At 39.3% G+C, this 12,921-nt stretch carries 11 protein-coding genes; 1 reads left to right on the forward strand and 10 read right to left on the reverse strand.

What is annotated here, in order from left to right:
* Positions 1-5: 5 nt before the first annotated feature.
* The 9 genes from CHB66_RS09405 to trxA form a co-directional block, all read right to left on the reverse strand.
* Entirely contained in the window at positions 6-338 is a 333-nt protein-coding gene (locus CHB66_RS09405; RefSeq protein ID WP_089240304.1) for a thioredoxin family protein, read from the reverse strand.
* Positions 329-1,699: a hypothetical protein gene (locus CHB66_RS09410; RefSeq protein WP_089240306.1), complete on the reverse strand. Its 1,371-nt coding sequence runs from the start codon at positions 1,697-1,699 to the stop codon at positions 329-331. Before CHB66_RS09410 ends, CHB66_RS09405 begins: the two co-directional genes overlap by 10 nt.
* On the reverse strand, positions 1,696-2,763 hold the full coding sequence (locus tag CHB66_RS09415; protein ID WP_089240308.1) for a c-type cytochrome: 1,068 nt from the start codon (positions 2,761-2,763) through the stop codon (positions 1,696-1,698). The genes CHB66_RS09410 and CHB66_RS09415 overlap by 4 nt, the downstream gene beginning before the upstream one ends.
* A gap of 133 nt (positions 2,764-2,896) precedes the next feature.
* Complete coding sequence (locus tag CHB66_RS09420) at positions 2,897-4,048, reverse strand: MFS transporter (RefSeq protein WP_089240310.1); 1,152 nt, start codon at positions 4,046-4,048, stop codon at positions 2,897-2,899.
* Between the two features lie 384 nt (positions 4,049-4,432).
* The gene (locus tag CHB66_RS09425; RefSeq protein WP_089240312.1) at positions 4,433-4,915 is read right to left on the reverse strand and encodes a DUF6691 family protein; all 483 of its coding nucleotides are present in this window, start codon (positions 4,913-4,915) and stop codon (positions 4,433-4,435) included.
* A gap of 13 nt (positions 4,916-4,928) precedes the next feature.
* On the reverse strand, positions 4,929-5,510 hold the full coding sequence (locus CHB66_RS09430; protein ID WP_089240314.1) for a YeeE/YedE family protein: 582 nt from the start codon (positions 5,508-5,510) through the stop codon (positions 4,929-4,931).
* A 91-nt stretch (positions 5,511-5,601) separates the two neighbouring features.
* A complete protein-coding gene (locus CHB66_RS09435) occupies positions 5,602-6,984 on the reverse strand; it encodes an OprD family outer membrane porin (RefSeq protein ID WP_141107386.1) in 1,383 nt (460 codons plus the stop codon).
* A 124-nt stretch (positions 6,985-7,108) separates the two neighbouring features.
* The gene (locus CHB66_RS09440; RefSeq protein ID WP_089240316.1) at positions 7,109-8,530 is read right to left on the reverse strand and encodes an MBL fold metallo-hydrolase; all 1,422 of its coding nucleotides are present in this window, start codon (positions 8,528-8,530) and stop codon (positions 7,109-7,111) included.
* A gap of 83 nt (positions 8,531-8,613) precedes the next feature.
* Complete coding sequence (gene trxA, locus CHB66_RS09445; RefSeq protein WP_089240318.1) at positions 8,614-8,934, reverse strand: thioredoxin; 321 nt, start codon at positions 8,932-8,934, stop codon at positions 8,614-8,616.
* A 145-nt stretch (positions 8,935-9,079) separates the two neighbouring features.
* Here trxA and CHB66_RS09450 point away from each other — a divergent pair, with 145 nt between their 5' ends.
* Positions 9,080-12,061: a glycosyltransferase family 117 protein gene (locus CHB66_RS09450; protein WP_089240320.1), complete on the forward strand. Its 2,982-nt coding sequence runs from the start codon at positions 9,080-9,082 to the stop codon at positions 12,059-12,061.
* Positions 12,062-12,124: 63 nt separating this feature from the next.
* Here CHB66_RS09450 and CHB66_RS09455 read toward each other — a convergent pair whose 3' ends face one another.
* Complete coding sequence (locus CHB66_RS09455; RefSeq protein WP_089240531.1) at positions 12,125-12,907, reverse strand: class I SAM-dependent methyltransferase; 783 nt, start codon at positions 12,905-12,907, stop codon at positions 12,125-12,127.
* Between the last annotated feature and the right edge of the window lie 14 nt (positions 12,908-12,921).

Genomic DNA, 12,921 nt, shown 5'->3' on the forward strand with positions numbered 1-12,921 from the left:
TTCTCCTAGAAAAACATTTGGTAAAGCCTCCCCAACCTACTTTGAAGCTCTCCAATAGTTACAAGTCCATTGGATCTAAAAAATTCTTTCCCTTCAAAATAAACCATGATTCCAGGTACAGAGAGCATTCTCAGCTGTGCTGCAAGTGTCCTGTTTTGCTCAGCCTCTAAGACTAAGATCTCCATTTTGGGAAACTCCTGCTCAAGCAAATTTTTGATCTTAGGAAAAAGGATTTTGCAAACCCCACACTTATTTTGATAAAAGTAAACCAGTGTAGCGGGATGATTTTCAAGCAAAGCTTCAAAATCCTCGGTTGTTATCTTTTTTGTTATTTCCATTGTAAAGTATAGTTTGCGATCAAGTTGATGTGGATCAAATCTACCTTATTATAAATCCATGTGAGTTGAAGACTATCTCTATTTAAAGCGGATTTTGTCAATATAATTCCATGAAAATCTAATCCTTTACCCCACTTTGAGGGTGAATATTTCACCCCTAGGTTGGCTTGGTGGTAAGAGGGGAATGCATATTTATTGATTGCGAATGTATCAGGTTTGGGCAGGAAGTGAATCCCAGTGAAAGCATAAACTTGTAGACCTCTTTCCACAAACCTTCTCTCAAAATAGCCAGTCAATGCAGTCACTTCACTGAACCCTTCATTCCTTTCTCGCGGAATGAAAGTGAAAAATGGATCCCTACCCCATTCTCTTGGGCTAAGGTATCTCCCTTGTCCACCTATATAGGTGAAGTTGAGGTGCCATGTAGTTAATTTATCTTTCGCACCAATTCTTGCGCTGACAATCCAATTTTGATCATAAGGATCCTTGTAGCGTAAGTTAGGGTCATCATTCCCACCATTTTTGATACCATGCTGAAACATAACCTGAAGCCCAGTAAGCAACTTCTTTGAAGGATTCAATTTCCAATCTCTTTCGAATTGTGTCAGAAAAGTGCTAGATACATTTTGAACGTAAGTATGGTTAAATTCAAATGAAAAGGCCTCTTCCTCCACAATATGCTTCCAATCAAAAACTGTTACGAAATCGCTATCTACATTCCCTTTGTAAGCAGAGGGATTACCTTGTAAATCCAATCCAATCGGGTACAATCCAAAAGTATCACCAATTCCAAACCATGCAGCAGTAGATCTTGGAGAAATCCTACTTATATAATTTAATGTTGCAGTATTGGCCCTATCTGGTGTGAAATTGAAAAACAATCCTTCTACAAAAGTCGGAGAAAGTCTTCCATCTTGGGGGTTGATAAGAGCAGTATTGATAGGCATTTTTCCTGCTGCAAAGGAAAAGAGCGCTGCTTCATATTTGACTTGAAACTCCTCCAGTCTGCCGAAATATTGGTTATCTAGGTCTGTCACATCTAGTAAGCCTACCTCATACCTATTTCTTCCTCCAGTGATCGGATCTCTCGCTGCTAAATCTGAACTGACAATATTTCCAATAACCGCATACCTACTAGCAAAGGAAAACCCTTTGAATTTTGGTGTTTGCACTTTTGCATATGCTGATTGAGCCCATGCAAAGTCATCTTTGAAATTATCATAATAGGAAGTGGACATGAAAAAGCTCCTTGTTCCTAATGTCCATTTGGCTTTCTCTTTGGTAGAAACACTATCAGAGTGGCTTCTTGCCCACAGAGACTGCGACCAAAGAATTCCTATGACCAGGAGCAAATTTCTCATTGATTTTTAGCCATCGCTTGGGCTTCCAGTATTGGTTTAAATGGTCCAAACTTATGCTGCTCCTCGGTGAATTGATCAGTAAAAGGACCAAAAGGATGATCTACTGGTTTCTTACTGATATCTGGCCAGTCATTAGAAATATCTTTTGCAGGTCTAGCCATAGAATTGACATAGGCTGCTACATCCCAAGCCTGTTCATCTGTCAGCATGGGTCTTTCATAAGTTGCTCCTAGTGGCATATTGGCCTTGACATAGCCCGCAAATCTGGACATTCTATAAAGCCCTGCTCCATCGTTATAACTATGATCGCCCCATAATGGTGGATAGGTATATCCCAACCCATCGAATCGCAGTACGCCTTGACCATCTTCCATATGACAAGAAGCACATTGATTATCATATACACGCTTCCCAGCTACTGGATTGGCGGGTCTTTCTAAAAAAGCAACTGCATAAATACCCGCTCCCTTGGGAGTTTCTCCCTTGGGCACGTCTTTACCAAGCCATTCCATGTAGGCTACCATCGCTTGCATTTCTTTACTTTCTATTGGTAAGCCTTCTCCATTCAGACTACGCTCAAAGCAATCATTGATTCGTTTTGGGATATCCTCAGATTGACCAGATCTTGCTCTTACCTTTGGATAGGTTGAAAACACAGCTGCATAATTATTACCCAAGGGAGCTGTCCCTGCATTGAGGTGGCAGTTTTGGCAATTCATCCCGTTGGAAATCTTCATGACTTTCCCATTTGGCCCTAAATATTCAGATGTGTTGGCAATCAATTCTCTACCGTATTTGATCAAATCTGCATTGGCTTCTTGCTCTACCAATGACCACTCTGGGGACGTCCACATTCCTTCACTACTCACCAATGCCAAGAAATCAGGTTCTTCGGCAACCGGAAGAGGAGGTGTTTTTTCCACAAAACTAATTTTTGGTAATTTTCCTCCTTCACTGACATACAGCACAGTTCCTATGACTAGCGCTGTAAATGTAGCCACTATCAGTAGCAAAGAAACCATCAAGGAAATCAGCTTAACAAAGGGTTCAAATGATTCTTTCATTTTTTTGGGGATTATTGCAAAAACAAAATTGCATTTTTCAATCCTCTCATTTTGTGATATTTCTCACAATAAATTTATCGGTTTTCAAATTTTATCTTCAATGTAAGATAAAATTAAAAGTAGACTTTTTATATCAAACCTTATTTTCATTGAAAACCTCAAGCCTGATACTTGTCAAAAGTACAATGCCCAAACCAGCCATCGCTATCAAAACAAAAGAAGCTTTCAAGCTCAATAATTCTGCGATAAAACCGATCAGTGGGGGACCAATCAAAAAACCAAAAAACGAAATCGTAGACACCATAGCCAATGCCACTCCTGGCGAATACAGCCTTGAGCGACCAGCTACAGAATAAGAAACAGGTATCACCGATGCTACTCCAAAGCCTACCAGAAGAAATCCTAAAACTGCAACTACAGCAGTTGGAAAAATCACAGATAGTATCAACCCTAAAAAAATTAGGAATCCACTTCCCCTGAGAATTTTTAATCTACCAAAACGATTATTCAATCTATCCGATATAAACCTTCCCGCAGCCATTGCTCCCATAAAAGACACATAACCTAGGGCTACAAAACTCGCATCTATGGCAACAACCTTCTTGAAATAAACCCCACTCCAATCAAACATACAGCCTTCAGCCAACATCCCCAAGAAGGCAATCCCCCCAATCCTTAATAGCAAATCATCTGGTCTCCTGAGTACTAAACCGCCTCCACCTCTGGCATTTCCTTCTTTCACCAATAAGCCTTGCGCCACCACGATGATCAAAAGCACGATCAACGAAACCAAGAGGTAATGAAACTTTGGCAAAACATCATAGTAAATCATCCCAGCACCTATACCTGCTCCAGTAAAACCTGCCAAACTCCACAACCCATGAAATGATGCCAAGATACTTCTTCCATACATATCCTCGAGGGCAAGTGCTTGGGTGTTGAGGGAGATATTCATCAGGTTTCCAATCATACCAAAAACCACAATCACTGGAACCAAAGTCCATATAGTCGGACTAAAACCAATCAATGGCAGGAAAATCATGTAACCAAAGCCACTAATCATAATCACCAACTTACTCCCAAATCGATGAACTAACCAACCTGCAAGAGGCAAAGCTAATAATGATCCTACAGGTAATCCGAGTAAAAGCGTGCCTAGCTGAGATTCAGATAGCTGAAACTTGCTTTGTACATCTGGTATACGAGAAGCCCAAGAAGCAAAGCACAAGCCTGCCAAAAAAAATAAACTGCCCAAAGCGGCTCTTCTCTTTTGCAATAAGGTCATAGGTTTGGGGAAAATAATTAAGCGCAAGATACAGCCAAAAAATCAGCTTTATACTTTCCATTGATGATTATCAACGGTCGGTAATTCAAACGATTGAAATTTTGATCTTTCTATTATCAAAGGCTGAAAACTTTAGATACAATAAATTATTGGTTCTTTGCCATAACATTTCATGAATCAATAAGTTAATAATCAATGGAATTTGTAATCGCCGGAAGTGTCGTATTGGCTGCTATTTTGTTGATCAGGGTGGTCATCAAAAAGGTCTTTAATTAAACCTCAGATATGCATTAGAATATTATCAAGAACCCTAATGTATAACCAGAATTAAAAAAGCCACCCTGAATATTTCAGAGTGGCTTTTGCCATACAGTCAAAATACAATTAGTTTGGAAGCTTATCAGAAAATCTTCCGTATACCCAAGTACCCGCTATAGCACTCACCAAAGTTACAAGGATAACAGTAAACCCGCTACCAATCTGAGCGAATAATGGCCCTGGACAAGCACCAGTCAATGCCCAACCCAATCCGAAGATGAATCCACCAATGATCTGACCTTTTCTAAATTCTTTTTTAGGAATATTTACAGTCTCACCCTTCATCGTTTTGATGTTGAATTTTTTGATCAAAAAGATGGATAAGGCTCCAACTGCAATCGCAGACCCAATCACACCATACATAAAGAATGATTGCAATCTGAACATCTCTTGAATTCTAAACCAAGAAACAATTTCAGCTTTGACGAATACAGTTCCGAATAAGATACCAATGATCAGGTATTTCAACAATCCGTCTTTACTTTCCTGCATATTAGGTGCTTCGCACTCTACAGGCTGTATATTTTTCACTTTTTCTTCTACTTTCATCTTCTTTCAATTATTAAAATCCAACCATTTTCATCAATGGCCCTAACAATACATGTGTCATCAAGAAGCCACCCACCATAAAGAAGATCGTAGCCACTACGGATGGCCATTGTAAGGAAGAAATCCCCATGATGGCATGACCTGATGTACATCCTCCTGCATATCTGGTCCCGAAACCTACCAAAAAACCTCCAATCACAAAGAAAAGCAGTCCTTTACCCGTGAATAGGTTTTCCCAATTGAAAATTTCAGCTGGTAGCAACTTGCTGTAATCCGTAATACCCAAAGCAGCCAAATCCTGTTGTGTAGATTCTGCGACTACGATGGTATCTGGATTAGAAATGAAAGTTGTCGCGAAGAAACCACCCAAAAGCACTCCAACCACAAATACAATGTTCCACATTTCCTTTCTCCAATTGTAAGTAAAGAATGGGATATTTGCGGGCACACACATGGCACACACGTGTCTTAGAGAAGACGAAATCCCAAAAGATTTATTACCTACTAGCAATAGGATCGGCACTGTCAGCCCGATCAGTGGACCTGCCACATACCAAGGCCAAGGCTGGGTAATCCATTCAATAAATTGTTCCATTTTACTTTATTAATTTTAGTTGTTTGTTTTTCACTTTTTATCACTTGGACTTGTTTGTCATCCTTCATCTGTGCATCCTTCATCCTTCATATCAAAACTTATAATCTACGATGAAGTTCAAGTTCCACATATCTACTCGATTAATACGCAAGTTATCTGTCAGTCCATTCCTATTTTGAGCAGTTTTATTCACAGCTAGAAATTGAAAGTTCAATCCCTCAAAATAATCCCTAAACCTATATTCCAGCATGCCTGTAAAGTGGTAGTAAGAAGGAATTCCGTATTTATTGGTTGTAAAGGAAGTCATACCACTATGATTGACCAACCCTGCTCCAAACTGCGCAAATAACCCATCAACTGAAGTTACCAAATCATACTTCAAGACATAAGCACTCATATCACCCGCCCCTTCGTACCTTTCTCTTGGCATGCTTGCAAAGAGTTGTTCTCTGCCCCATTCTCTAGGAAACAGAAACCTCCCTTTATCATTGATTACAAGGTAATTAAATGAAAGGTTGTGATTTCCTCTAAACACACCAAGTTTAGCACCAATTCCTGAAGCCTTTTCACCGGGGAGTATATAAGTCAATTGGTTATTAGGATTTCCACCATCATTGAGGGCGAATTGATGAAATCCCTGCAAACCTAGATGTACTCTTGTGCTTTTGGGAAGGTTGATGGTATACTCTACCTGTCCAAAGCTCATGTTGAATACATTCTCTGCTGTATAGTTCCAAAACTGAGTTGTCAAACCCTTATCATGGTACTGTAATCCGACTAATCCAATTCCTTTTGAACGGATATTTCCTTTGTAATTAGAAGGCTCTCCGAATGGGTTTCTCCCGAAACTATATACTCCGAAAGAATCATCTATCCTATACCAATCTACCGTGCCCCTGATTGTGACTTGATTGATCCACATCGCTGTGGTTTTTACTTTCAACCCTGAATAGGTAACAGATAGCCCCTGAAATACATTCGGGCGCATTCTATTATCTTGATCGTTGAGCAGAGGGGTAATAATTTTTTGTCTTCCAAGCACAAACTTGATCCTATCTTTTCTATATGCCAGATACAGTTCCTCTAATCTATCCAACTTATTGGTATTGGAAACATCATTCATATCATAGAGTAGGATCTCGTATCGATTACCTCCGCCAGTCACAGGATCTGCAATCCGAATATTATTTTCAAATACCTGGTAAGTAAAGAACCCATTGAATCGAAACTGCAAGCCATTCCACTCTGGACTAGTATAACCAATTCCCGCACCTGCTGCCAAGGTGGCATAATCTATGACATCTCCAGCATTCACTGTAGACATCATATAAGATCTGAAATGGAAATCAAATTTGCCACTTTTCAAATCTTCCTTTAGAGAAGGCTTTCTTACTTTCAAAGTATCTTGGTCATCATTACCAAAAGCAAATGACGAAAGTGAAATCAGAAATGAAGCCAACAAAACTCGGATCATATTCAAAATTGCCTAATTCTACCGTGAGAAAAAGTGACAAAAATCACTTAATCCCTTTTATAAATTGAAAATGGCAAAGCCGAAGCTTTGCCATCCTATTTAAATCAAGGTGTAATTCGATGAACTACAACAAGGTAGAAGGACAAACGTAATCACTTACCTCAAACTTCTCTGATTCTTTGATGGCTTTGAAGCCCCCATTGATATCAATTAGATTATCAAATCCTCTCGCTTTGAGGATGGAGATAAAGACCATTGATCTATAACCTCCAGCGCAATGAACGTAGTAAGTCTTATCCTTATCCACCTGAAGCATGCTTTCGTTGATGTAATCCAAAGGTGCATTTTCAGCATTTAATACATGTTCACTTAAGAACTCACTGTTTTTTCTAACATCGAGGATATTTACGTGACCTTCTTTGGTTTCGATTGCAGCTACTTCTTCTGGAGTCAAAGATGTGATGGTATCTACTTCTCTGCCGTCTTTTTTCCAAGACTCAAAACCTCCTTCAAGGAATCCAATCGCATAATCATAGCCTACTCTGGCTAATCTAGTGATGACCTCTTCTTCCTTGCCTTCATCAGCAATCACTAAAATCTCTTGTTTCAAATCTGGAATCATAGCTCCTACCCATACTGCAAAGCTTCCTTCTATGCCAATATTGATGGAATTAGGGATAAAACCTTTTGCGAAAACTTGTGCATCCCTAGTATCCAAAAGTACGGCACCAGTTTCATTAGCAGCTGCTTCAAATGCAGCTGGTGAAAGTGGTCTTACACCTCTTTCCAAAACATCATCTATGCTATCATACCCTTCGATATTCATCATTACGTTTTGAGGGAAATATGCTGGAGGAGGAGTCAAACCTGTTGTCACTTCTTTGATAAACTCTTCTTTAGTCATCTCTTGAAGTGCATAATTCGTTTTCTTTTGATTCCCTAAAGTGTCAGAAGTTTCTTTGCTCATGTTTTTTCCACAAGCTGAGCCTGCACCGTGAGCAGGATAGACGATCAAGTCATCAGACAAAGGCATGATTTTATTTCTCAATGACTCGTACAAATGCCCTGCAAGCTTGTCTTGTGTCAAGTCTGCAATCACTTTCTGAGCCAAATCTGGTCTCCCAACATCTCCAATGAATAAAGTATCACCAGTGAAAATTGCCTCTTCTTTTCCATCTTCATTGAAAAGCAAATAGCAAGAACTCTCCATCGTGTGGCCTGGGGTGTGGATCAATTTGATTTTCAATCTACCCACTTCAAATTCCTGTCCATCTTCAGCAATAATCGCATCAAACCCTAACTTCATCCCAGTAGGGCCATATACGATATCTGCTCCAGTCTTAGCCGCTAAATCCTTATGACCAGACACAAAGTCTGCGTGGAAGTGTGTTTCAAATACATACTTGATTTTTGCATTATTTTTTTCTGCTTGATCGATGTAAGGCTGTACTTCTCTCAATGGATCAATGATTGCTGCTTCACCATTGGATTCAATGTAATATGCTCCTTGAGCAAGACATCCTGTATAGATTTGTTCGATTTTCATATTTATCTAAATTATATTCTGAGTTTAAATGATATTACAAATGTAAATTCTTTGACTAAACTGATTGATGACTTTTGTCACAATTAGACAGTTTGAGAAAGATTTTGATTGATGACATTTACAAGTTGATGCGTAGGCACCACACCTGATTGTCTCCACAGTATCTTTCCTTTTTGAAATAAGATCAATGTCGGAACTCCTCTTACCTGAAAGTTGCTCGCAGCCAAAGGGTTTTTATCCACATCAACTTTGATGATTTTCACTTTCTCTCCCACTTGCTTGGCTGTATCTTGCAAGATAGGCTGCATCATCTGACATGGACCACACCAGGTGGCAAAGAAATCCACCAATACTGGCTGGTCCCCTGATATCAATTCATTGAAGGTCATTGGTTGTGTGCTCATGGTTTTTCATTTTAATAATACTCAAAATTAAACTTCAAGTAAGCTACTCACAGTAATTTTTATCACAAAGCCTTAAAACCTGTTAAAATACCAGACTTTACTGATTTATTCATTATTTTCGCCCGATACATCATTTTCAATAACCATGCTTGATTATAAAAAGGTCAATAACCTGACAGGGTGGCTTGTCGCAGCTGTCGCTACCTTGGTCTATGTCTTAACAGTGGAGCAAACGGCCAGTTTTTGGGATCCAGGAGAATTTATCGCCGTTTCATACAAACTTCAAGTACCTCACCCTCCAGGCGCTCCATTTTTTCTGTTGATTTACAGAATGTTTGGATTCCTTGCTCTAGGTGATGGACTTCAAGTAGCTTACTGGATGAATGTGGGGAGTGCGGTATTCTCTGGCTTCACTATTCTCTTTCTATTCTGGTCTATAACCTTATTGGGTAGAAAATTATTCAAAATCAAATCAGGTGAAGAAAGCTCCGGCCAAACTATCAGTTTGATGGGAGCAGGAATAGTAGGAGCTTTGGTCTACACCTTCTCTGATAGCTTTTGGTTCTCAGCCGTAGAAGCTGAAGTATACGCCATGTCCTCTTTTTTTACAGCAATTGTCATCTGGGCATTTTTGAAATGGGATGTGATCGAAGACCCTGTATTGGAAAACAAATGGATGATTTTCATCGCTTATCTAGTCGGTTTATCAATCGGTGTCCATTTGCTCAATTTAGTGACACTGCCTGCTTTGGCCTTGATCTATTATTTCAAAAAATATCCCAACCCAAATATCAAAGGTGGAATCGTAGCCTTACTATGTGGAGGACTGGCATTGATAATTATCAATAACCTGATTATCCCTGGATTACCAAGCATGGCAGGATCTATTGAGATCTTTTTCGTCAATACAATAGGTTTGCCTTTTGGTTCAGGAATTGTATTCTTCACCGCAGTTTTCTTAGGATCTTTGATCTATGCTATCCTATACAGTATCAAAAAAGAAAAGGTCATCTTGAACACTATTTTGCTCTCATTGACATTTGTTTTGATCGGTTACAGTTCTTATGCACTGATCGTCATCAGAGCCAATCAGGATCCTATTATCAACGAAAACAATCCAAAAGACATCATCAGCTATGTATCCTATCTGAAAAGGGAACAATATGGCTATAGACCTTTGCTCCATGGTCAATATTTCACTGCGAAGGTAGTCTCACAAGAAGATGGTGCGCCTATTTATGTCAAAGGAAAAGATAAGTACGAGATTGTAGATTATAATACTGTCACCAAATACGACCCAAGTAGAACTACAATTCTACCGAGGATATATTCTACTCAAGAAAGGCATAAACAAATTTACCGAACCAAATTAGGGCTTAGTTCAGGGCAGGAACCCACCTTTGGTGACAACCTTTACTTTATGTTTACCCATCAACTAGGGCATATGTATTGGAGGTATTTTATGTGGAATTTTTCTGGAAGAGAAAGTGACTATTCTGATGCACCTTGGCTGGGAATCACAGATGCATTCAGTGATAAGTTTCCTGATTACATCAAAGAAAATAAAGCGCATAACAACTATTTGATGTTGCCTTTGTTATTAGGCTTGTTTGGATTCTTTTTTCAGGCCAAAAAAGACCCAAATTCCTTCTACGTTACTTTGGGGCTATTCTTGATGATGGGGGTAGTGCTGGTGCTCTATCTGAATTCACCTCCAGTAGAGCCTAGAGAGCGCGATTATATCTATGTGGGTTCATTTTATGCATTTGCCATTTGGGCAGGTTTTGGTGTTTTGGCACTTGCACATTGGATCGGCAAAATGAATAAAAACTTAGCCATAGCAGGAGTCATGGCTACTTTGATCACCTTCCCAGTTCCTGTCATTATGGCTATACAAAATTGGGATGATCATAATAGACAAGGCAGATATTTCTCAGTAGATTCAGCAAGAAACTTCTTAGCATCCTGTGAACCCAACGCGATTCTCTTTACAGGGGGGGACAATGACACTTTCCCACTGTGGTATGTACAAGCAGTAGAAAACTTCAGGACAGATGTAAGGGTTGTGGTTTTGAGTTATTTTGATACGGATTGGTATGTAGATCAGATGACCCGTAAGGCATACGAGTCTGATCCATTACCATTTTCCTTGACTAATGAAAACTATAGAAAAGGAACTAATGATGTTTTGTACCTCTATGAAAGGGAGGGCTTGGATGCGATTTCTGCAAAAGAATACCTAAGGTTACTGAAAAATAAATCAGACCTTTTGAAACTCTCTGCAGGATCTAGTAAAATGACCATCAATATGGTGCCTGCTAGAAATATCATCTTGGATGTTGATATAGAAAAAGTTTATAATGATGGGTTAATTCCAGAAGGTATGGAGGCATTGATGGTAGACCAAATGAACCTTCGTGTAAAGGGTGAATATGTCACCAAAGGAAATATGATGCTCCTCGACCTGATCACAACAAACAATTGGGAGAGACCTATCTATTTCAACAATACTTCTATGGCTACCATTGGGCTGGATTTGGAAGAATATGTGGTGATGGAGGGGATGACTTATAGACTGCTCCCTGTCAGAAAGCCACAGAACTTCAGGGCTGAGTTGGTGAATACAGAAAAATCCTATAAGCACGTGATGGAGGATTTTGCGTTTAGAGGAATGGACAATCCTGATAATTATTTTGATGATGAATTCAGAAGATTCACCTCCAATCACAGAAGTGCTATCAACAGCATAGCTATCGCACTCCTTGACGAGGATGAAATGGATAAAGCAGCAGATGTATTAAAGCTAGGATTGGCAAGAATGCCGCATGAAGCCATACCTTATGACTTGGCTAGTGGTCAGTCTGCACCTTTACTTTTCGAAGTAGGAGAGGACGAAATGGCCTTGGACATTGTAGAAAAAATGTCTTTAAAATCCATCCAATTGTTGGACTTCTATGCCAAAACTAATAGAGAATATGACAGAGAAGCGATGATCTCTCTAGAAATGTTGAAATACTTTGTACCACTTCTCGAAGAGAGAGGCTACAATGATTTAGCGGCTGAGCTCAAAAGAGATCTTGAACGATTCATCGGAAGTAGTGGTGGCAGAGGTCTAGACAGAAGGTGAAAACAAAATCCCCTCACACGAGGGGATTTTTGCTATAAGCATGTTTCAAGAGAAATTTGATAATTAATATCGCTTTTTCTCTAACACATAGAACAGATCTAATCCTTGATCAGGGTGATCTACCAAAAGGTAATCTTCATGGGTGATATCTGTTACAGATTTTCCTTGTTGCTGATGTAGCTTATTCCTATTTAACCTATTTAGCACTTCATAGGGCCATCTAAGTAAAACAGCGGGAAGTCTATATTGTAATTTAAAAACATCAAAACGCATAATCTTATTAACGGACATTCGGTTTGCTTCGTGATAATCCCAAACTTTCTGATTCCCTCCTATTCCCATTGCATTCACTTGATCAAAAACTTCTTTACAAAGGGTCTTGAGTTGATTGGGAGTATATTCTCTAATATGCCAAGGGTTTCTAGAAAGAGTGTGACGGATATTTGGAGTTGAGATAATAGCTTTTCCTCCTGGTTTGAGCACCCGATAGATTTCTTCTAAAAAAAGTCGATCATTTTCTATGTGTTCTATTACTTGAAAACTAACTACAGTATCAAAACTGTCCGAAGGGATATTTTCGAAAGGAGGAATGACAGCCTGTTTGAAGGAGACACTTGGGTATTTGGCCTGAAGTTTGTCAATCACTTCTTGGATTTTATCCAAGCCTAAGTAGGAATCTACAGCATTTAAAAGCTCAGTGACACCCCTGCCTTCACCACAGCCAACTTCCAGCAAGTCACCCTTGACCAAAGGTTTGGCAGCGATATAGGCTTTGAGAAGTCTTTGATGAATAGGATTATCACTTACCAACTTGTCCGATGCAATTTCCGTTGTATAGGTAGCCATTTGAAATTTTATTA

The organism is Belliella buryatensis (assembly GCF_900188245.1).
GTDB lineage: Bacteria > Bacteroidota > Bacteroidia > Cytophagales > Cyclobacteriaceae > Belliella > Belliella buryatensis.